Source organism: Pseudoalteromonas citrea, assembly GCF_000238375.3.
Classification (GTDB): domain Bacteria; phylum Pseudomonadota; class Gammaproteobacteria; order Enterobacterales; family Alteromonadaceae; genus Pseudoalteromonas; species Pseudoalteromonas citrea.
On sequence record NZ_AHBZ03000022.1, the window covers coordinates 14,029 to 38,874 of the forward strand.

Genomic DNA, 24,846 nt, shown 5'->3' on the forward strand with positions numbered 1-24,846 from the left:
AAAACAATTGTCTTTAGATTAACGCGCAAGCATTACTTCTAATCTTGAGCCAACACGCTCGGCAATATCGGCAAGTCCGCCAACCCATTCGATGATTTTGTATAAAAACATCACATCTATTGGATTAAGCTCACCTTCGATTGCTCTTAGCTCTTGGCGAATTTTAATTTGCATATCATCCGTGTCTTGCTCGATTGCATCCAATTCAACCAACATTTCTTCAACCAAGGTCACTTCTCGACCTCTAAATCCGGTTTCCAATAGTTCGTCAAGTTCATTGATTGCCTTCGATGCTTGTTTTGTGGCATCCACACAACGTTGCAAATAGGTAAGGAAGTAGACTTGGATAGACTCTGGGATCTCCATTTCACGACCAACAACGCGACCTGCGATGTCTTTCGCTTTATTGGCGATTTTGTCTTGGTGGGTAATTAATTCCAGTAAATCAGTTCTTTCTACTGGCATAAATAGGCCACGAGGTAGCTGTAAACGCACTTCACGTTTCAATACATCTGCTTCGCGCTCTAAATTACGGATCTGAACACGCAGCGCTTCCGCTTCTGTCCATTCCCCTTTGAAGACATGCTCAAAAAATGGGATTAAAGCTTTGCTCGCTTTATGCACAATTTTGATGTGTTCTTCTACTGGCTTAATAGGAGATTTTGCAAATACTCCTAAAAACGCGTTTGTAGGCATAATTGACCCTTAAATCATATTTATATGCTTTGCAGGGCGAATTTTACAGCATTAAGCGCCATTGTGAACGGATTTTTATCACTAAGATGATTAAGTAGCTACGAAAGCTCATTTTTCCGTAACTACTTAAGCTCGTACTGCTTACAATGATTTCTCTATATCTTCTTGAGATGTATGACGAATATCTTTGCCATTAACAAAATAAATGACGTATTCAGCGATATTTTGACAGCGATCTCCAATTCGCTCTAAAGAGCGAACTGACCAAATTAAATCCATTATTTTTGGGATTGAACGCGGATCTTCCATCATATACGTCATTATTTGACGCGTTAATGCTTCATACTCACGATCTACTTTTGCATCTTCTTTGTGCACTTCAAAGGCTTTTTGTACATCCATACGTGCAAATGCATCAAGTACGTCATGCAGCATACGAGACACTTGGCGTCCCATATTATCAATGTTTAATAATAAATCTTGCTGATCTTTGGTGAATGAATCTAACGCGACTCTTGCTATACGCTCAGCCTCATCACCAATACGTTCTAAATCGGCAATGGTTTTCGCAATGGCAACCACTAAACGTAAATCACTTGCTGCAGGCTGGCGCTTGGCAATAATACGCGTGCATTCTTCATCAATGTTAACTTCCATTGCATTGACTTTATAATCATTCTCACTGACTTTACGGGCTTTATCTGCATCAGCGCTATTTACGGCATCAAGTGCTAAGTTAAGCTGCTGCTCAACTAATCCGCCCATGCTCAAAACATGGTTACGCACGTTTTCAAGCTCTTCATTAAATCTGCCTGAAATGTGCTTATTTAAATTGTGTTCCATAATTACTCTCCTACAAACTCAAAGCGCTTAACCGTAGCGGCCCGTAATATAATCTTCGGTCTTCTTCTTTAACGGTGTCGTGAACAGGGTATTCGTATCTGCATATTCAATTAGCTCACCCATATACATAAAGGCGGTCTGATCAGATACACGCGCAGCTTGCTGCATGTTATGCGTTACGATAACAACGGTATATTTGTTCTTTAAGTCATTAATAAGTTCTTCGATAACTAACGTCGAAATAGGGTCTAGTGCTGATGTAGGTTCATCTAGCAGTAATACCTCAGGTTCAATCGCAATAGAACGCGCAATCACCAAACGTTGCTGCTGACCACCCGATAAACCAAATGCGCTATCATGAAGTCTATCTTTGACTTCATCCCACAGTGCGGCACCACGTAGCGACTTCTCAACCACTTCGTCTAATTTACGCTTATCTTTGATCCCTTGTAAACGTAGCCCATAAACCACATTTTCATAAATCGATTTAGGGAATGGGTTTGGTCGTTGAAATACCATACCAACATTTCTGCGCAATGCGGCAACATCAACACGTTTATCGTAAATATTTTGCCCATGTAAAATGATCTCGCCTTCAATTCGGCATATATCAACCAAGTCGTTCATACGGTTAATACAACGCAATAACGTTGACTTACCGCAACCAGAAGGGCCGATAAATGCAGTCACCTGCCCTTTTGGAATGAGCATGTTTACCTTACTCAGCGCTTGCTTTTCTGCATAGTAAAGATCGAGGTTTTTTATCTCGAGCGCTGTTTGCTCTGGCGACAAATTTGCTAAATCTAACTTGTTTTGGCCATTGGCCTGATTAACTTCTGGAGCTACTGTAATCATTATTTTTTACCTACTTAAAATCTTTACTATTAATGCTCAAGTGATCTGAACTTTTCACGTAAATGGTTACGAATACCAATCGCAGTAATATTCAGTGCGATGATCACCGACACCAACAAAAATGCAGTTGCATATACCAATGGTCTTGCGGCTTCAACATTCGGACTCTGGAAACCAACATCATAAATATGGAAACCTAAGTGCATAAACTTACGATCTAAATGGATATACGGGAAATTCCCATCCAGTGGTAAGGTAGGCGCCATTTTCACAACGCCCACCAGCATCAATGGTGCAACTTCACCAGCCGCTCGAGCTACAGCCAAAATTAATCCAGTCATAATAGCAGGGCTTGCCATTGGTACAATAATACGCCACAACGTTTCTGCTTGCGTCGCCCCTAATGCCAACGAACCATGTCGCACTGAACTTGGAATACGAGATAGCCCTTCTTCCGTTGAAACAATAACGACAGGTAGAGTAAGAATTGCCAGTGTCAATGCTGACCACATTACCCCAGGAGTACCAAAAACAGGACTTGGCGCTGCTTCAGGGTAAAAGAGTTGGTCCAACGATCCACCTAACATGTAAACAAAGAAACCTAAGCCAAACACACCGTAAACTATAGAAGGAACACCTGCTAGGTTAATAACGGCGATACGGATCATTTTAGTCACTGCATTTTTCGCTGCATATTCGTGTAAATATATTGCAGCAATGACGCCAAATGGTGTCACTATCACAGCCATCAACATAACCATAAAGACAGTACCAAAAATAGCAGGGAATACGCCCCCTTCGGTATTCGCTTCACGCGGGTCATCACTGACAAACTTACCAATTTGCGATAAATAATGGCCTACTTTTGAAAAAGTGCCCATATCATTTGGAAACCAGACATCTAGAACCTGATAAATGGGTAGAGTTACTAACTCACCACGCATATCACGTACAACAACTTGGTCTCTTTTTGCTTGTTTACGTAGCTTAAATAAACGTTTTTCAAATACCTTATACTCTTCGCGTAATGCTAAACGCTGTGCTTGTAAGTCAGCTACACGCTCTTCGGTTAACGCATTGTCAAGCACATAGCCTTTTTCTTTAAGACGTAACCGTTCGAGTTCATAATTTATATGGCCAATTTCACCATTTTGTAAATCAAGCGCTTCTTCATTTAAATCAACGGCACGTTCTACCAGCTCATATAAACGCTCGACCGAGCGTTCTTTAATTACTTTGCCATCTTCAACCACATGATCAACGTAACCATAAAAGTTACCATTTTTACTGCGTTCAAAAACAGCCATCGCAGCAGGTGTAGACTGCTTTTGAATATCAGTCGACAGTACCCACCTAAAATCTAACTCTACGTATTCACGGTTACCTGTTTTAACCAAAATACGTTCTATAAACTCTGCATCAAAAGCGGATAAATCATACCCTGCAGCTTCTAATCGGGTTTTTGGCACCATCTCACGGTCGTAGATTTCCCCAATAACGGTTTGTTTTGCTACAGAGCCATTAAGCTCTAGCTCAACAACCTCTGATGGCCAGAAAAAGCTCAAGCCCTTCCATGCGATCATTGCTAATAAACCAAGTACCGATATCAAGCTAATACTAACGGCACCACCTGTCATCCAGATCCACGGAGAACCTGACTTAAACCACTGCTTTACCATGTCATGAACTCCAGTAATTACATTGAACTGTATTTTTCACGCAGTTGCTGACGTACAAACTCAGCAATGGTGTTAAATACAAAAGTAAAAATAAACAGTACAAATGCTGCGAGGAAAAGAATTCGATAATGCGAACTCCCTACTTCTGACTCTGGCATTTCAACTGCAATATTGGCAGCAAGCGTACGCATACCTTGGAAAATACTCCAATCCATAATTGGGGTATTACCCGTCGCCATTAATACAATCATAGTTTCGCCTACGGCACGACCTAGACCCATCATAACCGCTGAAAAGATACCTGGACTTGCCGTTAGCAATACCACTCTTACTAAAGTTTGCCACTGTGTAGCCCCTAATGCTAAAGAGCCATTGGATAAATGCTTTGGTACACTAAATACAGCATCTTCAGCAATCGAGAAAATCGTTGGTATTACCGCGAACCCCATTGCAATACCCACTACAAGAGAGTTACGTTGGTCAAACGTCATCCCCAATTCATTGGTTAGGTATTGTCTAACATTGCCATCAAATACAAACTCTTCAACACCGCCGCTAATTGCGAATGATATCCACCCGACCAACAGCACTACCGGAATAAGCACTATCGAATGCCAGCCATCAGGTAATAAATGACGAATACGCTCTGGAAGTTTGGTCCATAAAAATGCCGTACCTATCATGGAAAGCGGCAGCAATATCAACAATGCGACAATTGCAGGTAAATGGGTTTCAATTAATGGTGCCAGCCATAGCCCAGCTAAAAACCCTAAGATCACCGTCGGTAGTGCTTCCATAATTTCAACCGTTGGTTTAACCACTCGGCGTAATTCACTCGACATAAAGTATGCGGTATAAATTGCCGCAGAAAGCGCGATAGGAACTGCGAATAACATCGCATACATGGCAGCTTTAATGGTACCGAATGAAATAGGCACTAATGAGAATTTAGATTCAAAATCATCTGATGCAGATGTAGACTGCCAAGTGTAAGCTGGCTCTGGATAACCTTCGTACCATACTTCTTGCCATAGTGCAGACCATGTCACTTCTGGATGCTCGTTGTGAATATCAAACACTGAAACTTTACCATCCGCGATGATCAATGCCGCATTAGAGCGTGGTGAAACGGCAAAAGCTTCGATCGGTCCATCACTTACTTTCCCTTGCCATAAATGAGCTTGGCTAGTGGTGTAATATAATCCTAAATCACCAGTATTGGTTGTGGTGAAAAAAGTACGACGGTAAAACTCACTATAAATATCAACATTGCTGTTTTTACTGGTTTCAAAAGCACGAATTTTATTAAACTTGCGGCCATGGTCTGTGTTTACTTCAAACCACTGCGATACTTCACCGTTATCATTGGCAAGCATCAAAGAGTTCGCGCCGGCCAATAACGTCGTACCCACTAAATTGGCATTTTCTTCATTGGCAGCCAAAATTTGAATTTGTGTAACTTCGCTCGCATCTCTAGTATCAAAAATATAGATCTGATTTGCTGAGCGGATAAAAGTACGCGTGGTATCTGGCGACATCAGTAGCTCATCAATTCGACTATCGACTGCCAGCTCACTTCTTTCTACTACCCACTCGACTTCACCGCTGAACATATTTTCTTCAGCCGTAAAAGACGCAAAAATGACGCGTTTATCTGCAGTTAAAGCAACGACTGCTGTTTTCTCTTCGAAATGACTAAATGCCAAACGCTCAATGGCAGCACCTTGATCGTCAACTAAGAGTTGTTGCCCATCTAGTGGATAACTCAGCCGTGGTGTTATTACCCGTTGGTTACCGGGAAAAGTGACTAAGAACGAAGGGCGAACTAATTGAACTTGACCATTATCTAAGCCATAGGCGTATTGGCCTAAAAATGGGGCACTTTTTGCAAAACTAGTTACTTGACCGTCTAGGTCTGTAACTAAGCTCTTTAATTTTTTACCCGTGTCTGCTCCTTTGAGTTGGAAGAAGTCCACTGTACCAGTGCTATTAAGTAAATAAGCAATCTCGGTTTGTTCTTCTACGCCTATTCCCACATATTGTTGAGCATTTTGCAGCGTAATATCAACACGCTTCTCAACTTTAGCCGACTCTAAAATTGGTTGAACAACATATAGCAGGTAAAAGAAGATCATCAATAAAGCGATCAAAACCATTACCCCACCTGCGGTAATGCCATATTGTGCAAACCGATCTTTAAATAGACGGCTTCTATCCGTTTTAAAAGACGGTTGCTGCGGATTTGAAGACATCAAAACACCCTTTTATCTTAAAGTTGCGCGCATTATATTTCATCAAGATGACAGTTATGTTACATACGGCATGTTACATGAAGCAATGACGAACATCATTATTTTAGGTACAACGTTTAAACCTGAACATCGACATTGATATTGCATAAAACAGTTTGCATTTGTTTACATTACTCTGCTGATTTTATTGGACAAGCCAAAACACTGAACTAATCTTTAAAAGCACTATCTACCTTAGTAGGCTATGTATAAGGATCATACCCACTTTGTTGTAGCCGTTTTTTTCAATGCCTTGTCACAATTAACAAGGCTACAATAATAAGAGATTCGCATTATGAAGCAGTTAGTATTAACCATTATCGGAAAAGACCGACCAGGTTTAGTTGAGGAAATTTCTTCTACTTTATTAAAACATCACGGAAACTGGCTTACCAGTAATTTAAGCCACCTAGCGGGTCAATTTGCTGGCATCGTTCAAGTCGAAATTGCCGAGGAGCACTTACAAGAGATCCAAGATGCACTTCAGGCTCTACCGGGCTTAGAAGTGAAGCTTGAACTGGGTGAATTAGAGCTTGCCCCACAAACTCCGGAAACATTAAACCTCGTAATTACAGGTAATGATAGACCCGGAATAGTACAAGAATTAGCTGCCGTTATTCGCCATAAAGGAGCAAACATCACGCATTTAAACTCAAGGCAGCAAAGTGCACCTAATTGGGGCGTTCCTATATTCAGTGCTTTTGCCACTGTCACTCTCCCTACGGGTATGCATAAAGACAATGTCATTGAGGCACTAGAATCTATCACCAGTGATCTCATTGTCGATATTGAACCAGAATAAATAAACACTGGAAAAAACAGTTTATATTGAATAACTTTCATACATGACAAGCACATACAAGCTTGTCATGAAAGTGTCATAAGTTGGACCTATATTGTAGTTAGCGTCTTCTCAAAAGAATGAAACAATGCAGGCTATATCTAACCCCCCAGAAACCATAAGTTACTTTTCTAAAGAGCTTAGTTGGCTATCATTCAATGATCGTGTGCTACAAGAAGCGAAAGACAAAAATAACCCAATTATTGAACGCATGCGTTTTCTCGGGATTTTCTCTAATAACCTTGATGAATTCTTTCGTGTCAGAGTCGCCGATGTAAAAAGACGAGTATTACTGAATAACCTATCTGACACCAACTTTGATGCCGATGAGGTGCTATTAGCTAACATTAACAAAAAAGTACTAGAGCTGGGCAAAAAGTTTAATGCTGTACATCAACATATCTTAAAAGATCTCGCACAGCATAATATTTATGTCGCACAACCAAGTGAGTTATCCGATTTCCACTTAACCTGGCTGCAACAGTTTTTCCAAGATCAAGTGCTCCCTCAGATGTCACCTATATTATTAACTGAAAACAAAGATTACTCAGACAATATCAATGACACGATGACCTATTTCTTTGTGCAGATGCTTGGTGAAAAGCAGTATCATGCTCTCCTTGAGATCCCAACGGATCGTGTTGAACGTTTTGTCCAAATGCCCCCGGAAAAAACCAAACGGCATAAAACCATCGTCATGCTTGATGATGTAGTTCAATACTTCTTAGCGGATGTATTTAAGAGCTTTTTCAAATTTGACACTATTGAAGGTTACGCGATCAAACTGACTCGAGATGCCGAGTACAATCTAGACAATGAAATCGAAGAAGGCTTACTCGATAAAATGTCTAAAGGCTTAAAACAACGGCTCTATGCTGAACCCGTGCGGCTCGTTTACGATGAAACCATGCCAGAAGAAATGTTAAAAGTGATGAAAAAGCGCCTTGGAGTAACGCATCAAGATGCATTGATCCCTGGAGGGCGCTATCGTAACTTTAGAGATTTTATTTCATTCCCTAATGTCGGTAGAAAAAACTTAGAAAACCCACCATTGCAGCCACTACAAAGCAGCGCGTTTAATACTCATGCAAGCGTATTCAAAGCCATAACTGAGAAGGATATCCTGCTTTACTACCCTTACCACACTTTCAACCACATGCTGGAGTATGTTCGCCAAGCCGCCTTTGATCCGAAAGTTACACAGATCAAAATTAATATATACCGAGTGGCCAATCGGTCTCGACTCATTTCTTCGTTATTAAGTGCAGCAAAGAACGGGAAAAAAATTACCGTCATGGTTGAATTAAAAGCCCGCTTTGACGAACAAAATAACATCGAATGGGCTAAATTACTTTCAGAGGCCGGCATTAAAGTAATGGTTGGGATCCCTGCGTTAAAAGTGCATAGTAAGCTGTGTGTGATCCACCGAAAAGAAAAAGGCAAAATCGTCAAATATGTACATATCGGTACCGGTAACTTTCACGAAAAAACAGCTCGGATCTATACGGATTTTAGCCTGTTCACAAAACATAATGACATCTGTAATGAATGTGACAGTGTATTCAAATTCATAGAAAGTAGTTATCGACCTTTTCATTTTGAACACCTAATGATCTCTCCTGTTAACGCACGAGATCGTATTTTAGACCTCATTGATAAAGAAGTACGCAATGCAGAACAAGGAAAAATTGCTAGAATCACCATTAAGGTCAACAACCTAGTTGATAAGCAATTAATTGATAAACTCTACTTTGCAGCGCGTCATGGTGTAAAGATCCGGATCATACTTCGGGGTATGTGTGCATTGGTCCCGGGCTTACCGCGCTTTAGTGACAATATAAAGGTGATCAGCATTGTTGACCGGTTTTTAGAACACCCAAGAGTTATGGTCTTTGAAAACAGCGGTGACCCACAAGTTTTCATCTCTTCTGCAGATTGGATGACACGTAACCTAGATGATCGTGTTGAAGTGGCAGTACCTATCTATGATGAATCGCTCAAACGCGTAATTTTAGATATTCTAGAGCTGCAGTTTCGTGATCGAAGTAAAGCTCGACTGATTGATGCGGAGCAAAAAAATCTATATGTGCGAAGAGGGAATAGGAAAAAAATTCGCTCGCAAATAGCCATATACGATTACCTAAAAAAATATGAAAATAACAAGACAGTATGAAAACAGATCACCCTTCAATTGCCGCCGTTGATTTAGGCTCAAATAGTTTTCACTTACTGGTTGCCCGGCACGTAGATGGACGCTTTCAGGTGTTACACAAAGAAAAACAGCGTGTCTATTTAGCTGCTGGGTTAGATGAGGACTTTAACCTCTCTCAAGAAGCCATTGCACGTGCATTACACGCATTGCAACAATTTGCGACCACACTAGAAAGCTTTCCCCATAGTCATGTTCAAGTCGTCGCAACCTATACGCTGCGTAATAGTAAAAATATTCAGGATTTCCTACGCTTGGCACAGCGCAACTTCCCCTTCAAAATTAACGTTATTTCAGGTCAAGAAGAGGCACGGCTTATCTATCAAGGGGTCGCCAATTATATGCACAGTGACCACAATCGCTTAATCATCGATATTGGCGGGGGAAGTACTGAGCTCATTATTGGCCAGCATTTTGAACATAAGCACTTAGCCAGTCGTAATATGGGCTGCGTCACGATTTCAAAACAGTTTTTCCCTGATGGTCAACTCAATGAGCAGCGCTTTAACAATGCGCAAACAAAAGCAGAGCAAGATCTCGAGCCCATAACAGCTAATTATCTAAATGAAGGTTGGAAAACATGTTTAGGTACATCTGGGACAATTAAAACATTGGTTGCCATCAATCAGGCCTACTTTGATCAATGCGCATTAACACTGTCATCTTTAGAAAAGATCAAAGCCTACATTTTAGCGCAAGGTCATATTGATAAATTAGATATCAAGGGACTACCAGAAGAGCGCCACGCAAATATTGTTGGTGGTTTAATCATTCTTATTGCCGTTTTTAAACAGCTTCATATCACGTCGCTTAATTATTGTGATTACTCTTTACGTGAAGGGCTGCTTAATGAAATGCAGCGAAATGAAGTATTGGATATCCGTACCAGAACTATTCAAACTTTAACTGAGCACTATACTGTTGATACTGTGCATAGCGACAACATATGCAAAACGTTAGAACACCTTTTTTCATCCGTACAAGATGCATGGCAACTTTCACCTTTTGACCTGCAAATGTTACGTTGGGCCGCGCAGTTGCATGAAGTGGGCTTAACGATTAATTCATCAGGGTTACATAAGCATAGTGCTTATATTGTCATGCATAGCCAACTGCCAGGGTTTACCCAAGAACAGCAATTAATGTTAAGTGGTTTGATCCGATTTTCACGTAAGAAAATTAAGCTTGCTGACCTAGACCTATTCAATCATGAACAACCACAGAAGTTAAATAAGCTATTACCTTTGCTTCGCTTAGCCATTATGTTTAATCAAAAACGCCAACATCAGCAGGTGCCTAGCATTGTGATTCAAGCACAAGGTGAACAACTACGCCTTATGATAAATAAAACCTGGCTTAATAAACATACTATTTTATTGGCCGATTTGCAGCAAGAGCAACACTATTTAAAGCCGTTGAACATCATTCTATTGATACGCTAGAAGCGAAGTATCAATGGCGCAAGTTTATCCGGTATGAACCACCGCAAAAATCTCATCAGCATAAGCACGGCTTTTCATTGCTAAGTCAAATAAATGCTCTTTGCTAGTCGCTGGTCGAATGGCATTTAAAATTGCCTCAGCTTCTATCCAATTATTGTGCTCTACTTCTAGTGCTAAACGTAGTGCCCCCCCCAACAGACCTTGATAATCGAGTAAAGCACTACTTAAAGAAGTATCTAGCGAAAACTCAGAAATAACCATCGCAAGTTCGATTTCTAATACCGCATCTAAAATAGACATCAAGCCAATTAAATAGCCCTGTTCGGCCATTTCATTTCCGCCAGGATTCAAAAAAAGCTCAATAAATCGAGCTCGCATTAAGCCCATTTTGGTTAATTCAGCAGGTTTGTCTAAGCCTAATTCACTTAAGGCTAGCACTCTGACAAACTGTCGAATCGCATCTTCTCCCAAGTATACGACCGCTTGCGCTATCGACTTCATTTCTACTTTATTTTCACCCGCTTTCGCATTTGCCAACTTTAATACCCGAGCGGTCAAACTCAAATCTTTTGCAACTCGCTGCTGTACTTCTTTGAAGCATAAGTTTTTCTTAGCCGTACACCTAAGTAAATCAAACACAGCAAATTTTGACGGTTCAATATTGCCATGATTCAACATCTCAGGACGCGCAAAAAAGTATCCTTGAAAGTAGTCAGCCCCTGCAGCAAGAATGAAGTGATATTCTTCTTGAGTCTCAATACGCTCAACAACAATTTTTACATCTGGATATGTGCGTTTTAGCTTTTTCAGCATCATGGTTGTTTTAATGATTGGCTGTTCAACTTCTAACTTAATATAGTGCATATGCTCAAGCAAAGGCTGCCAACGTGCATCACCATCATAATCATCAAGTGCAAAATGATAACCTTGCTGTTTCAAACGCACCACGGTCTGCAATAACTCTGGAATATTCTGAGAGCGCTCAACGATTTCAATAACCAGGTTCTCAGGATTTAGTAACTTGGGTAGCTCTTGTAGCAAGGATTCATCTGATAAGTTAATAAACGCACGATGTCCAGCTGCTAAGCGCTCTATACCAACAAACATCAAAGAGTTAAAAAACATCCTTCCTGTTGCCTGTCCATCAGTCACACCACAAGGAAAAGCATTATGATCTGAATCTCGATACAATAACTCATACGCATACATATTCTGCGCTTTATCAAGGATGACTTGGCGTGCAATATATTGTACTGAAGAATTTTTTACATTCGCAGCTGTCCCACTCATCAACATTCATACCCTTTATTTTACTCAATTAAACTTAGCCGAGTTTGCCAACCAGAATACGATATGCCTGTATGCTGAGCAATTAAAACCTGACCTTGTTCATCATTCTTATTAAATATTGCATAAGCTTACATATAGTAAAGTACGCTAAGCTCACTTAATGACACATGAGTTACTTTTACGCTGTAAATAACCATCGGTTCGTTGGGGAAATTAGGTTATGACACCTATCAACAAAATTGCGACGGAAAAACCCTCTACATGCAATGAAGTATGGCATCATTCGATGCATACTTTGACACTTTTCTTGTACCGTTCCAAATTATAGTACTTAGCATGAGAAAAACATCAAGGGCCAAATCAACCAACTAGGTCCTATTAGCCGCACAAAAAATATGGTTAATTGCTTTGCGCCTCTAGCGATATCCTTAATTGATAAAGTATAATCGCACCTTCAGCCATATCTTTTAGGAAAAATCATGAGTATCGCCGCCACTTTAGCTGAGCGCAGTAATGGACAATGTGAATTATGTAGTAGTCAGGTAGGTCTCAGTGTATTTGAAGTACCGCCGGTCAATGAAGCTCACTCAGATAAATGCATCTATTTATGTTCAACCTGTAAGGGCCAAGTTGAAGGCGAAGAAACACTACAGGCAAACCACTGGCATTGCTTAAATGACAGCATGTGGAGCCAAACACCAGTGGTACAAGTCGTTGCCTTTAGATTATTAACCCAACTGGCGACAGATCATGGGTGGGCACAAGACGCGCTCGATATGCTGTATTTAGAAGATGATACACGTGCATGGGCAGAACAAGCGCTTGCTGAAGATGATGATATTATTCATGTCGATAGCAATGGAGTGAGGCTTAGCGCCGGTGATACAGTTGTACTTATAAAAGATTTAGACGTAAAGGGTAGTAGCCTTGTTGCAAAACGTGGCACAGCGGTTCGAAATATTGGCCTTACCTCAAACCCTGAACATATCGAAGGTCGAGTTGATGGACAACGTATTGTTATTTTGACTAAATTTGTCAAAAAATAATCTTATATACGCCCCGTACCTTAACGGGGCATATCAAACACCGTTTTAGTTACTCTTCTACTAACTGTTCGCTGCGATAAAAACCACTTTCATCACTCACTATTTTGACTAACTCAGGTAATACCGTGTCCATTGTGGATTTCAATGTCCATGGTGCATTAATAACAATCATGCCCGATGCCGTCATACCATGTTCTGGCGTATCAGCACTGGTTGCTAATTCAAATAGTTGAACATTACTCACACCAGACTCAATCAAAGTTTGCTCAAGCAAGTCAATACGCTCTCTATCGACAACTGGATACCAGATCATATAAGTACCCGAGTTAAATTTCTTGTGCGCTTTAATAATCATTTTTGCTGCTTGCTGATAATCTGTTTTGATCTCATATGGCGGATCCATTAACACACAAGCACGTCTTGATGATGGCGGAACTAACCCTAATAACCCTTTGAAACCATCTTCACTGCGCACTCTAAGTGATTTTTTGTGCGCTAAATTATCAGCTAATAATACAGCGTCTTTCGGGTGCAATTCAAAAAACCAGCCTTTATCTTGCCTTCTCAGAAACTGTTCGGCCACTTTAGGTGAACCTGGGTAAAACGCCAATGTATCCTCATTGAAAGACTTAACCAAATCAACAAACGCTTTAATCGCATCATTATCACCATCGTACTGCCAAAGCTTTGCGATACCATCTAAGTACTCTTGCGTTTTTTGCGCATCACTGCTGCTCAATTCAAAAAAACCAGCCCCGGAGTGGGTATCAATATAATCTAGTGGCTTATCCTTTCGCGTCATGTACTCAAGTACATTGGCAAGCACGAGGTGTTTTATAATATCCGCAGGGTTTCCTGCATGGAATGAATGTCTGTAACTGAGCATAAGGTAGCCTTGCTGGGCAATTGAGCAATTTTGCTGAACCGCTTGTGAATAAAATCGGGTTTAATGTCTATTATCGCGCAATACGCGAGAAAAATCAGCATAAAGCCACGTATTTACTAGCATCCTAAGTCACTTTGTTTTACATTTGCATGACAAAATACAGTGATAAGAGCGCATTTATGAATAACGAGACACTTCCCCAACTCGAACAACTGATTGATCAATTAATTGCTCAAAATGAACGACTAAATAATGAAATTTCAGGCCTTAAAGAGCAAAATAACAAGCTAATTGATGAAAATGAAACTTTACAACTTGAAGTGCTTGAAAGTGAAGAAAAGCAAAAAGAAACAAGTAGTACTTTAACTGGCTTACTTGATAAATTACAAAGCGCAACTCAGGCGAGCTAATGCCTGAAAAGACCAATCAAGTAGAAGTAACTTTACTAGGCAAAACTCATCAATTTGCCTGCACCGAGGGGCAAGAAAATTTGCTCCTTGATGCTGCGAACTTGCTCAATGAACGTGTTGATAAAATGAAACAACGCTCAACAGTGCGCAATGAACAAAATGCTTTGTTACTAGCTGCGTTACATTTATGCCACGATCTACAGGCATTGGAGCACCAGCAAAGTTCGCAACAACAAGCGCAACAAACGCTTGTAGAAAAACTTTCTCTTTATTTGGAAGTTGATTGAGCCCTTTATAAAAAACGTATTTTCGGTTAAATTATCATCATGAATATTTCATGATTTTTCAGATGATGCGTTTTTTAATTTTATTAGTTTTAACCTTTTTACCAAATTATTGTTTTGCGCAACAATGGCATCAAGTCGACACACACACATTTATTATAGCCCCCAATAAAACGGCATCTCAGTTACAAGCAAATCAAGCAATAGTTACGGGAACGACCTGCGCAGCTATTATTAATTCACATGGTGACTTCACGGTATTAGAACAAACGATCAATCAAATTAAAAAACGTCTCTCTGTGCCCGTGTGCTACCTCATAAGTACCGGTAGTTCACATGAAGAAGTACTCGGTAGTGCACTGTTACAACATGCTTTCCCTGCAGCTAAATGGGTAGCGCCTAACTATGTCAAAGACAACATTCAAATATATCAAGATGCTTATGTAAATAAAATCAAAGACTATTCACGCAGCTATTCGGTCAGTGCTCAGCGAATAAAAAACTTAAGCAATGAAGAGCAAGCTCATTGGCAAAAAAAGCTACACGCCGCCCAGCAGCGGATCAAGTATTGGCAATCTCTAAGCCTCCCCTTTCCCCAAAATATGCTTACTTCATTGCAATTAGGTAAAAATATACTTGATATAACGCCTGCAGTAGGTGCCAGTGCGGGTGACTTATTAATATTCAATCGGCGTAACGGTGGGCTGTTTGGCGGAGCGAGCCTAGACCCAATTCCTTATGTAACGCATCAACATTTGCCTCAATGGTATAACACCCTTTTACAACTAAAACGCCGCAACGATGTTACATGGTTGCTACCCAGTCATGGCAAACCGTACAAACTCCGAGAGCTGAATAAGCCTATCTCTTTTTTACACGTCGTTATGTCGCTGAATAATAAACCGTCCCCCACGGTGCCAGCATCATTACGCATACTGTATAAAAAAGATGTTGCAGAGCAACAAAAACTGCAACTGCTCTTTAATCTAGCGTTAAAACATATGCAATCAATAAGTGAGGATGTCATTTCAGCCTATATACACGACGATAGAGACACGCTTGCTAAACATGAATAGTCTGATTTACAAAGTATGCTTACTCGTTATCAGTTCGCATATATTGGTCGGGTGTCAGCTAACACAACCCAACGACAATGACACGAGTGCCGTGCTCAACGCATTAATCGTTGACCATGAAAAAGAACCGTCTAATGCTTCCTCCATGCTAGTAATACAACCCCGTATAGAAGTACCTAGCGTTGCTATTCCTTCCCCTCCTGAGACAAACTTATGGCAAGTTATTGCTAACAACTTAACTTTTGATGTTATACCCACACCCAGATTACACAAACGCATTGATTGGTATTTAGCGCAACCGACTTACTTGGTTCAGGTAAATAAACGTGCGGCACCGTACTTATTTCATATAATACAGCGCATATCGCAGCGCAATATGCCTATGGAACTCGCGCTATTACCTTTTGTTGAAAGTGACTTTAGGCCTACCGTTGTCTCTGCGCAACAGGCTGTTGGAGCTTGGCAATTAGTTGATGCCACCGCTTATCATTTTGGTGTAACGTCCGACCCTTGGTATGACGGACGAAAAGATGTATTGGCAGCAACAGATGCAGCGCTGAGTTATTTAAGCTATTTACATAAACGATTTAATGGTAACTGGCTACATGCGATTGCGGCTTATAACAGTGGTGAAGGCCGCGTAAAAAAAGCTATAAAGCGAAATAAAAAACTTGGAATAAGCACCCATTTTTGGCATTTAACACTGCCAAAAGAAACCTCTGAATACGTACCAAAGCTACTAGCTTTAAGTTATTTACTACAAAAAAAACACCCTGAGTTTACGCTACCAACTGTAGTAAATTACGCATACACCACTCAGCTAGATGTTGGGCAACAATTTGATTTTGGCGTGCTATCTGCCTTAGTCAATATTCCAAAAAAGCAGATCCACCAACTAAACCCTGGGTACCTACGTCACCAAAGTTCACCGCAAGGACCACACAAGGTGTTGTTGCCAATGACAGAAAAACAGCTGCTACAAAGTCGCTTTTTCAAACGTCACTTTAGTCAAACCTATACTGTAAAAAAAGGCGATACTTTATACGGTATTGCGAAACGTTTTAACACCACAATAAAGACTATCAAAATCCTCAATAATAAATCATCATCATTACTAAGCATCAATGAAACATTAATTTTAAACAAAGCACAAAAAACAGATAGCCTGTTAGTTAACTATGAAATAAGCCCATACTTGGTAGAAAAAAAGCGGCCTAAGCCCGCCACGATTGAACACTATCATATTGTCAAAACGGGGGATTCATTATGGGATATCAGTCAATTGTATGATGTGGCACTTAAAGATTTGCTCACTTGGAATAGCTTGAAAACACACAGCATACTCAACCCAGGTAAAACACTGGTTTTACACTTGCCCAAACCACAACAGGCTACAAAGCCACAAAAAACCAAACAGTACTTGTCAGAGTTAGAGCTGTTGGTAAAGCCAGAAAACGGCCCGAAGCCCTAGCTTACTCTTACTTGCTAACGTAAAATACCCACGTAATTAAATTAAAGAGACTGTTATGCAAATCATTAAAGACACCGCTGTTGAGTTTCACTACACCTTGAGTGAAGGCGAGCAACACATTGAAACCAGTAAAACAGACGAGCCTCTAAGCTATATCCATGGCAATGATAGTATGTTGCCTGGCCTAGAAAAAGCATTAGACAACAAAGCCGCTGGTGACAAATTCAGTGTAACGCTTGCCCCTGAAGACTCATACGGTGAATTTAAAGAAGGCCTCATACAACGTATCCCTATTAAGCATTTACAAGGCTTAGGCGATAACAAAGTATGGAAAAAAGGGATGTCTGCCATTGTTGAGTCGAATCAAGGTCGACATCAAGTGACCGTGGTAAAAGTTGGCCGTTTTAATGTAGATTGCGACCTTAACCACCCATTTGCCGGTAAAACACTGACTTTTGACGTAGAAGTGGTTTCTGTGCGCGAAGCAACCGCAGAAGAACTTAGCCATGGGCATGTCCATGGTGCCGGTGGCTGTGGTCAGTAAGAGAGAGATATTATGACAAAAGTTGCCATTGTAACAGGTGGCAGCTTTGGCATTGGCCTAGCCATTGTCGAAAAGCTGCTATCACAAGGTTATCAAGTATTTAATTTAGATATAAAACACAGTGAAACAGGCCATTTTGTAGAATGTGATGTAAGTAACGTGGCTGATGTTACACACGCTATTGAAGCTATTACCCAGCGTACAGGGCGTGTTGACGTACTGGTATCAAATGCAGGCAAGCACCTCAGCGCGACGATTGAGGCAACGGATGAAGAAACATTAGATCAGCTCTTCGCACTTAATGTGAAAGGCGCGTATGCCGCCACTAAAGCGGTGTTACCGTGTATGAAAGCACAACAACACGGGGCAATCATCTTTATTTCATCTGATCAAGCATTGATAGCAAAGCCAAATTCATTTGCTTATAACTTAACAAAGTCAGCACTTGCATCCATGGCTAAAACTACCGCGCTCGACTACGCAGCAGATAACATCCGAGCAAATGCCGTATGCCCAGGCACAATCGAGACGCCCCTCTTTCATACAGCAATCGACCAATACTGTGAAAAGAGTGGAGCAAATAAAGCGGATATAGTGGCTGAAGAAGCAGCTTTACAACCACTAGGCCGATTAGGTAAAGCCGAAGAAGTTGCAGCATTAGTGGCTTTTTTAGCCAGTGAAGATGCAAGCTTTATAACGGGTAGCTTACAGTCAATTGATGGTGGGTATACTGCACAATGATCCCAATAATTGACCCGCACATTCACTTTTTCGACCTAGAAAAGGGTCAATACCATTGGCTAACCGGCACTAATCCGCCCCCTTGGCCAAACCTATCCTTGATAAAAGCAAACCACCATAAAGCACAGCTTAATAATCCAACTTTTTTAGTCAAAGCAATTGTTCATATTGAAGCTGGATTCAATAACGACCAACCTTATCAAGAGCTTGAATGGCTTGAGCAAACTGTACCTCCACTGCAATATGGTGCTATCGCCTATCTCGACATTACACTCAAGCCATGCTTATTTTCTCAGCAGCTTAAAGCATTAGCGCAAAGTAGATGTTTACGTGGGATCCGTGATATTACAGAGGGTAACGATGCAGAACGATTACTCCATAAACATGTTCAGAAGAACCTCGCAACACTGAGCCAATATCAACTACATTTTGAAGCGCAATTTGAACTACATCTGCACAATATTGCGTATCAAGTTGCACAATACTGCCTCCAATTACCGAGTTTGCAGATAATTCTGAACCATGCAGGTTTACTCGATACGGATACGCCTTATCATAGCGGATTAAGCGCCCTGTCACAGTGCCATAACATTGCTATTAAGTTTTCCGGACGCGAACATGTAGCAAGCCCCCTAGAACCAAAAGAGTGCTTAACTTTATTATTATCATATTTTGGTGAAGAAAGAGTTATGTTTGCATCAAACTATCCTGTTTGTTTGATACGTCAACAGTATGAAGCTTTATGGCTAAGCTATCATGCACTCGTAGAGGATAACGCGTTATGGCAAAAGCTCAGCTACCACAATGCAAAGCGATTATATCGACTAAAATAAACTAAGAGCGAATTTGTACTAGGTCATATGCTGCTAAGCGGGGCACTATAGCCTGAAGACGTGCCTCGGTCTCATCTAGCGTATTTAAACACTCGCAATATTCATCAGCCTTACTTTCTAATTGTTGCGCTTTTTTCTGTAATGATTTGTCAATTTCTTTAGTAATGATGTCCATACGCTGCCCCATGTCAGTAATACGGTCTTCAATATTTCCTTCTCTAGATTTAAAGGCATCACCCAAAGACATTAAAATAGCCCCTAAAGAGCCATGAACAGCGGAGTGAATTTTTTGACTGATCTCTTTAGTAAAAAAATCATCAATTTTTGATAACGATTGCGGTGCAATAAAAAAGAAGTCATCACCCCGTTTAAACTTATCCATCAGAGCGCGTTCAACATACTGTAATTGAGTCTGTAAAACTTCAGGTTTTTTGTCCGACATCCCTTCAACAACTTGCTCTATGGCACTCAAGCCTAGATTCACACCGTCTGTCGCCAAGCTCACCAGTTCAGGCACGGTGTCTCTTATGCCTTTTGAGTAATCATGTAAAACTTGTGTCTCTTGTTCAGATAGGGTGATCCAGTAACCTTGAATAAGCAACTGATTATCGTTGTTAATTTGTACGCGAGTTTGGCCATTATCAACGATTCGGATCACCGAATCAGTAATAATTAAACCATGTCCTAATTCAACATCACATTTGCTTTGGGCCACACTTACCCAAGGCAAGGTAACAAGCAACAACGACACACCACAACGCGCAACAAATGACATAACCTACCCCTCAAAGTACATCAGCCAAGAGTAGCAAATTTTTATACATTGCCAAAGTTATTTGCTATACCTTACCAACCGTAAAAAAACGTCTGAGGTCTTTGCCTTAATATTGTTTTTTCCATCCGCGAATTGGTATGCCCACGCATGATCGATTTGTTTAATCGCGGTTGTACTACTCCAATAGTTTTCATCTAGCGCATCTGTAAATACACTCGTGTTTGCAGCTGGCTCGACACATTGGTGTTCTATAATACTTGCCAACTCTTTTACACTCGGCACATGCCAATCTTTAAAATCAGCGAATTCATCGTTTTTTGCAGCTGTTAGCGCCTGCTGCCAATTAAGCTGTTGTGCAGTTCCCGTGCAGCTTTGGGTTGCAGAGCTAAAGGTTTGGCCGTAACTACAGCGCTGCCACATTAAGCCGGTCGCAGTATCCGTTACCGTGTCATCTGCGTTCGCCGAAAAACGTGCTGTAGGCGTTGTACTCACCACACTAGAAACACAAGTCTGTGCAGCCCATAAAGAAGTTGAAACCAAACTTAACACTATCACTAATGCTTTCACTTAATGCTCCTAGGGTGTTCTAACTAAGCGAACATACGCAGTATTATTTTTGGGGTACGCTAAATCATTACCGGTTAGCATATCTAAAATAAACGCCTGAGTTAAACTTCGACCATCAACGCTTGTTTGAGTGGTCCAATAATAAACATGGTTTGTAAATGATTCACTGGGGGTGTTAGGGAAAAAGACTGGGTCGAGCAGTGCTGAACCATCACTTCGACCAAAATCAATGATGCTAAGCAGCTCCATATACGTTGGTAAACGCCAATTACTTCCTCCACAGAAGTTACTCGCATTTACGTCATCAATAAGTGACTGAATACCGCAATGTAGATTGCTAGGACAGGTTGTATTAGCAGATCCCGTAATTGAGCCATCCTGTGCAGTGCCATCGGTGGTGAGATACCATGTATAATGGTTTTTACCTTCACGTACGGACGTATTAGGCAGCGTGCCCGTATTCGCCTCTTTCACTTCCCAAATCAGCCCAGAAACATTGTCTCGTACACAACTAAATGTGGTTTCAGTGTCTGGTAGTTCATCAGCAAATTCATTTAACTTGGTAAAATCAAAAGCAACACGGCCAGTCCCTGTTTTATCTAGGTAGCTCGCGACACTATCACGCCCCATATCACCATCCTGAGCAACAAACGTATCATCGTTACAAGAGATCAGAGCCGTATTACTAAAACAGCTTTCCATCCCAGAATCGTTTAACAAACCGAGTGCTTTAGGGTTGATGGTAATTGTCACCTCATCATCATTCACCAGATTTAACGGGTCTTTCACTGTCACTTTAAATTTGGCTTCAATGCTGCTGTCGACATCCGGGGCTAAAAACGTGGTTTTACAGGATGTGGGGTCAGATATCGAAAGAGTTACGCTACCACTGCCTTCTTGGCTCCATACACAAGTATAGTTACCAGATACGCTGACACTTTTGGATGCATCGAGCGTAACAGTATCAAACTCAACAACGCTTTGTGCATCTCCCGCTTCAGCAATAACAGGCGTATCGGTAGACTCTAACGTCATTGAAAATTCAGTACCGGCTTCACCGCCTTCATCGTCCACTAGCGTCAAACTAAACCGAGCCGTTTGACTTTGTAATAGGAGTGGATGAGTAAAGCTTATTTCACTTTGCGTTAGATCACTGAGCGTTAATGTCGGGCCTGACAGCTGCTGCCATTGATATGACACAATAGCACCATTACTGTCTGGATCAGTTGAATCTTTTGCGCTGAGTTTAACCGTGTCTGGATATTTGGCAGGTAATGTGGCTGGTTCTGTTTGCGTGACAACGGCAACAGGTAATTGATTCTCAGACGTTACATTGATGATCACGGTATCTGATGCCGTTTTATCATTAGGTGCTCGGTAATCAACCTGTAAGGTGATCACACTGTCCGTTTTTACATCTGGTGCAGTAATAGTGACTTCGTTGGTTTGCTGCGGAAAACCTTCCAGTGTAGGGCCACTGATCACTTGCCAATTAAATGTCCCATCGGCTGGTGAGGCAGATGCCGTTATGGTTACACTGGCTTTCTCTACCACGGTAACACTATTGCTGACATTAATACTGGCGTTAACTTCTGTCGGTTCAGATGAAGATGAACCGCCTCCACAGCCCAATAAAAAACAACTCAAAACGATAATACAGGCTAAACGGTTCAACATACTTCGGCTCCTAGCCTACATTACATATAGCTATCTTGATGAATTCTCACAAATAATTTTGTGCCAATTTTACTGTAATCTACTTTATATTCTCTGCCATCCAGCGACTGAATAAACAATAACCGTTTAACTTCGCCAAAAATATCAGCACTGCCAATATTCACAATCTCTAAATAACGCTCTTTTGCTTCTCTACGATTACGAGGAAGCTCATCTTTAAATGGTATAAGTCCATTCACTGTGACTTGGATCTTCGGGTGAGTTTCCCCGTTAACAATAACCAAATCGAGCTTTTTCTCTTTGTGAATGATCGTATTACGACCGCTTTTAATATAGGCTCTATCATCGCTCATGGACTATTCCTGTTACATCTGTTCATTGGTGACTTGCTCTTCTCGCAAGTTTTTAACCACCTGTTCTGGACTTATTTTCCAGCGGTTTATTAAAGTTGAAAAACGCCAAATATCTCGGTCTAACACATTTGCTGGTAATAACAAATCGTAACCGGTTAGCGTTTTCAGGTTGTGCATTCTGTTGGCAAACATCGCAATTAAGCCTGTATATAATTGCCCTGAATCAGATTTAAATTCGTCTGGTTCAATTAACCATTCTGATGGGCAGTTGCCATTTTTGCAATGCATTTTAACAGCTTGTAAAAATATATGCCGCTGTTCAATCAATAATTTCCCCGCTAATCTTGGGCTCAGTGCCTGCAAGAACTCATCGATATTAATAAGTTTAATGCCTACTGCGTTTAATTCCAGTAATTCCAACGTTTCCCCAGCCTTTGGGATGCCACTAGAATGCAAATTGTGTATACCTATTTGCCATTGGCCAAACTTATGTACATATATGACCTGCTGTGCGTCAAGTAATATACTATAATATGGCTGCTGACTTTTCAAAAAACCTATTAGTATCGCTACTATAGCACTACTTGCTAGGGCGATTTCAAGGACGCTAATTGCGCTGCTACGCAAAGACACAAAAATCATAATAACAGCCAGCGAAATGCCGCCGACTATCATAAACTCGATGCTATGCCGATTTGCCTGTGCCCTCAATTTTGCCTGCATTTGTTACGCCACCTTTACGTATAAAAACCAAAATAAAATACAAACATAATGATCGCCCATACCAGCAATTGCCGTATTCTCCTACACGTGTGACACTTTTGATGCTTAGTCATATTATATAATTCAAACATTTAGGTACAAAAATAATATATTTAGGCGTTTTTTCGGTCAACGCACAAATTAACGAGACATCTAACCACCTTTTCTCACAACATATTTTGTACACTAGGGTTATCAATCGCAGTGGTAAAATAACATGTATGCAAAACAATCGGGTAAAGCCCTCTTTCCATTTATTATTTTAGTCTTGATTTGTATATCAGGCTATTTGTATTTCCCCTCATCACAAGGCAAAGCAACGAATGCTAAGCGCGGCGCAACAGCCGTTACAACAGTCGCAGCACAAGAACAATCTCGGATCATTACCATTACCGCAATAGGCAACGCCAGAGCAAACCAAGCTATCGACATCGTGAGTTCGCAAAATGACTATGTTAGCGATGTCTATTTTACCGACGGCGATGTGGTTTTACAAAATGATAAATTAATACAACTGCAAGATATAGAAGAAAAGCTGGCAGTTAAAGAATTAACTATCCGATTAAAAGAACAACAACGACAACTGGCACGCCTCACTGAATTGGCTAAGACACAATCGGCGGCACAGTCAGCCTTAGAAGAGCAGCGCTCAGTGGCTGACGCCTTATTCACACAACTGCAAACTGCTAAAGTCGAGCTGGCACAAATGACTGTCACAGCTCCATTTAAAGGCGTACTCGGAAAACGACTTATCTCGGTAGGTAGCTTTGTTGATAACAATACTCGGATCACCACTTTAGATGACATCAGCGTGATAAAAGTCGACTTTCAAGTACCCGAAAAGTATTTAGGTCAGCTAAAAAAAGGCATGACAGTAGCAGCCTTGAGTGATGCGTACGGACAAACACCATTTCAGGGAATGGTCTCTCACATTGACCCCCGTATTGATGAAACAACCAGAACAGTGCAAGTGACCGCTGATTTTGACAACAACAATGCACAGCTGAAACCAGGCATGTTACTGCATGTTACTGTGGAACTTCGCTCCCTCACAGCCATCATGGTGCCAGAAAAAAGTATTATACCTAGAAAAGGGCAACACTATGTCTTTGTTATTAATGAGCAACAAAAAGCACAGCTGACAGAGGTTGAATTACATACTCGATTTAATGGCTGGGTCGCCATTAAAAATGGCCTAGCGACAGGCCAAAAAATTGTCACAGAGGGTACAACAAAAATACGCTCTGGTTCTGCAGTCACTGAGAAGGGGTAGAC

Annotated in this window: 25 protein-coding genes; 13 read left to right on the forward strand and 12 right to left on the reverse strand. The window is 40.9% G+C overall.

Annotated elements, in window-relative coordinates; all coding sequences use genetic code 11:
* Positions 1-18 precede the first annotated feature (18 nt).
* The 5 genes from PCIT_RS14590 to PCIT_RS14610 form a co-directional block, all read right to left on the reverse strand.
* Positions 19-696 carry a TIGR00153 family protein gene (locus tag PCIT_RS14590; RefSeq protein ID WP_010364045.1) on the reverse strand — a complete coding sequence of 226 codons (678 nt, stop codon included), beginning with the start codon at positions 694-696 and terminating at the stop codon, positions 19-21.
* Positions 697-837: 141 nt separating this feature from the next.
* On the reverse strand, positions 838-1,539 hold the full coding sequence (phoU, locus tag PCIT_RS14595; protein ID WP_010364047.1) for a phosphate signaling complex protein PhoU: 702 nt from the start codon (positions 1,537-1,539) through the stop codon (positions 838-840).
* Between the two features lie 27 nt (positions 1,540-1,566).
* On the reverse strand, positions 1,567-2,394 hold the full coding sequence (pstB, locus tag PCIT_RS14600; protein WP_010364049.1) for a phosphate ABC transporter ATP-binding protein PstB: 828 nt from the start codon (positions 2,392-2,394) through the stop codon (positions 1,567-1,569).
* A 29-nt stretch (positions 2,395-2,423) separates the two neighbouring features.
* On the reverse strand, positions 2,424-4,073 hold the full coding sequence (gene pstA / locus PCIT_RS14605) for a phosphate ABC transporter permease PstA (protein WP_010364051.1): 1,650 nt from the start codon (positions 4,071-4,073) through the stop codon (positions 2,424-2,426).
* A gap of 17 nt (positions 4,074-4,090) precedes the next feature.
* A complete protein-coding gene (locus PCIT_RS14610; RefSeq protein WP_010364053.1) occupies positions 4,091-6,325 on the reverse strand; it encodes an ABC transporter permease subunit in 2,235 nt (744 codons plus the stop codon).
* A 334-nt stretch (positions 6,326-6,659) separates the two neighbouring features.
* Between PCIT_RS14610 and PCIT_RS14615 the strand changes: the two genes are divergently transcribed.
* The 3 genes from PCIT_RS14615 (at position 6,660) to PCIT_RS14625 (ending at position 10,856) form a co-directional block, all read left to right on the forward strand.
* Positions 6,660-7,166: a glycine cleavage system transcriptional repressor gene (locus tag PCIT_RS14615; RefSeq protein WP_010364055.1), complete on the forward strand. Its 507-nt coding sequence runs from the start codon at positions 6,660-6,662 to the stop codon at positions 7,164-7,166.
* A 127-nt stretch (positions 7,167-7,293) separates the two neighbouring features.
* Positions 7,294-9,378: a polyphosphate kinase 1 gene (gene ppk1, locus PCIT_RS14620; RefSeq protein WP_010364057.1), complete on the forward strand. Its 2,085-nt coding sequence runs from the start codon at positions 7,294-7,296 to the stop codon at positions 9,376-9,378.
* Positions 9,375-10,856 carry a Ppx/GppA phosphatase family protein gene (locus tag PCIT_RS14625; protein WP_010364058.1) on the forward strand — a complete coding sequence of 494 codons (1,482 nt, stop codon included), beginning with the start codon at positions 9,375-9,377 and terminating at the stop codon, positions 10,854-10,856. The genes ppk1 and PCIT_RS14625 overlap by 4 nt, the downstream gene beginning before the upstream one ends.
* 24 nt (positions 10,857-10,880) lie before the next feature.
* Here the strand turns inward: PCIT_RS14625 and PCIT_RS14630 are convergent, their stop codons facing one another.
* Entirely contained in the window at positions 10,881-12,152 is a 1,272-nt protein-coding gene (locus PCIT_RS14630) for an EAL and HDOD domain-containing protein (RefSeq protein WP_010364060.1), read from the reverse strand.
* Between the two features lie 473 nt (positions 12,153-12,625).
* Here PCIT_RS14630 and PCIT_RS14635 point away from each other — a divergent pair, with 473 nt between their 5' ends.
* Positions 12,626-13,192, forward strand: coding sequence for a PhnA domain-containing protein (locus tag PCIT_RS14635; protein WP_010364062.1), 567 nt, complete (start codon positions 12,626-12,628; stop codon positions 13,190-13,192).
* Between the two features lie 49 nt (positions 13,193-13,241).
* On the opposite strand, the gene PCIT_RS14640 is transcribed toward PCIT_RS14635, so the two are convergent.
* Positions 13,242-14,078 carry a 23S rRNA (adenine(2030)-N(6))-methyltransferase RlmJ gene (locus tag PCIT_RS14640; RefSeq protein ID WP_010364063.1) on the reverse strand — a complete coding sequence of 279 codons (837 nt, stop codon included), beginning with the start codon at positions 14,076-14,078 and terminating at the stop codon, positions 13,242-13,244.
* A gap of 179 nt (positions 14,079-14,257) precedes the next feature.
* Here PCIT_RS14640 and zapB point away from each other — a divergent pair, with 179 nt between their 5' ends.
* The 7 genes from zapB (at position 14,258) to PCIT_RS14675 (ending at position 19,437) form a co-directional block, all read left to right on the forward strand.
* Positions 14,258-14,488 (forward strand): cell division protein ZapB, encoded by a 231-nt coding sequence (gene zapB / locus PCIT_RS14645; RefSeq protein ID WP_010364064.1) that lies wholly within the window; start codon positions 14,258-14,260, stop codon positions 14,486-14,488.
* Positions 14,488-14,775, forward strand: coding sequence for a cell division protein ZapA (gene zapA, locus PCIT_RS14650; RefSeq protein WP_010364065.1), 288 nt, complete (start codon positions 14,488-14,490; stop codon positions 14,773-14,775). The genes zapB and zapA overlap by 1 nt, the downstream gene beginning before the upstream one ends.
* 62 nt (positions 14,776-14,837) lie before the next feature.
* Positions 14,838-15,848: a hypothetical protein gene (locus PCIT_RS14655; RefSeq protein WP_157592817.1), complete on the forward strand. Its 1,011-nt coding sequence runs from the start codon at positions 14,838-14,840 to the stop codon at positions 15,846-15,848.
* Positions 15,841-17,319: a transglycosylase SLT domain-containing protein gene (locus PCIT_RS14660; protein ID WP_010364068.1), complete on the forward strand. Its 1,479-nt coding sequence runs from the start codon at positions 15,841-15,843 to the stop codon at positions 17,317-17,319. The genes PCIT_RS14655 and PCIT_RS14660 overlap by 8 nt, the downstream gene beginning before the upstream one ends.
* Positions 17,320-17,374: 55 nt before the next feature.
* A complete protein-coding gene (locus PCIT_RS14665) occupies positions 17,375-17,863 on the forward strand; it encodes an FKBP-type peptidyl-prolyl cis-trans isomerase (protein ID WP_010364070.1) in 489 nt (162 codons plus the stop codon).
* 12 nt (positions 17,864-17,875) lie between these two features.
* Positions 17,876-18,604, forward strand: coding sequence for an SDR family NAD(P)-dependent oxidoreductase (locus PCIT_RS14670; protein WP_010364071.1), 729 nt, complete (start codon positions 17,876-17,878; stop codon positions 18,602-18,604).
* On the forward strand, positions 18,601-19,437 hold the full coding sequence (locus tag PCIT_RS14675) for an amidohydrolase family protein (protein WP_010364074.1): 837 nt from the start codon (positions 18,601-18,603) through the stop codon (positions 19,435-19,437). The genes PCIT_RS14670 and PCIT_RS14675 overlap by 4 nt, the downstream gene beginning before the upstream one ends.
* Position 19,438: 1 nt before the next feature.
* On the opposite strand, the gene PCIT_RS14680 is transcribed toward PCIT_RS14675, so the two are convergent.
* From PCIT_RS14680 to PCIT_RS14700, 5 genes are read right to left on the reverse strand one after another with little or no spacing between them, the layout of a single operon-like run.
* Positions 19,439-20,212: a YggN family protein gene (locus tag PCIT_RS14680; RefSeq protein ID WP_010364076.1), complete on the reverse strand. Its 774-nt coding sequence runs from the start codon at positions 20,210-20,212 to the stop codon at positions 19,439-19,441.
* Positions 20,213-20,269: 57 nt separating this feature from the next.
* Positions 20,270-20,779: an Lcl C-terminal domain-containing protein gene (locus tag PCIT_RS14685; RefSeq protein ID WP_010364079.1), complete on the reverse strand. Its 510-nt coding sequence runs from the start codon at positions 20,777-20,779 to the stop codon at positions 20,270-20,272.
* Positions 20,780-20,788: 9 nt separating this feature from the next.
* A complete protein-coding gene (locus tag PCIT_RS14690; RefSeq protein WP_010364080.1) occupies positions 20,789-22,456 on the reverse strand; it encodes an Lcl C-terminal domain-containing protein in 1,668 nt (555 codons plus the stop codon).
* A gap of 20 nt (positions 22,457-22,476) precedes the next feature.
* Positions 22,477-22,809 (reverse strand): hypothetical protein, encoded by a 333-nt coding sequence (locus tag PCIT_RS14695; RefSeq protein WP_010364082.1) that lies wholly within the window; start codon positions 22,807-22,809, stop codon positions 22,477-22,479.
* Positions 22,810-22,821: 12 nt separating this feature from the next.
* Positions 22,822-23,484, reverse strand: a complete 663-nt coding sequence (locus PCIT_RS14700; protein ID WP_420492147.1) for a DUF2982 domain-containing protein — start codon at positions 23,482-23,484, stop codon at positions 22,822-22,824.
* Between PCIT_RS14700 and PCIT_RS23350 the strand changes: the two genes are divergently transcribed.
* Positions 23,426-23,581, forward strand: a complete 156-nt coding sequence (locus PCIT_RS23350; protein WP_420492148.1) for a hypothetical protein — start codon at positions 23,426-23,428, stop codon at positions 23,579-23,581. The genes PCIT_RS14700 and PCIT_RS23350 overlap by 59 nt on opposite strands.
* Positions 23,582-23,788: 207 nt before the next feature.
* Positions 23,789-24,844, forward strand: coding sequence for an efflux RND transporter periplasmic adaptor subunit (locus PCIT_RS14705; protein WP_010364087.1), 1,056 nt, complete (start codon positions 23,789-23,791; stop codon positions 24,842-24,844).
* Positions 24,845-24,846: the final 2 nt, after the last annotated feature.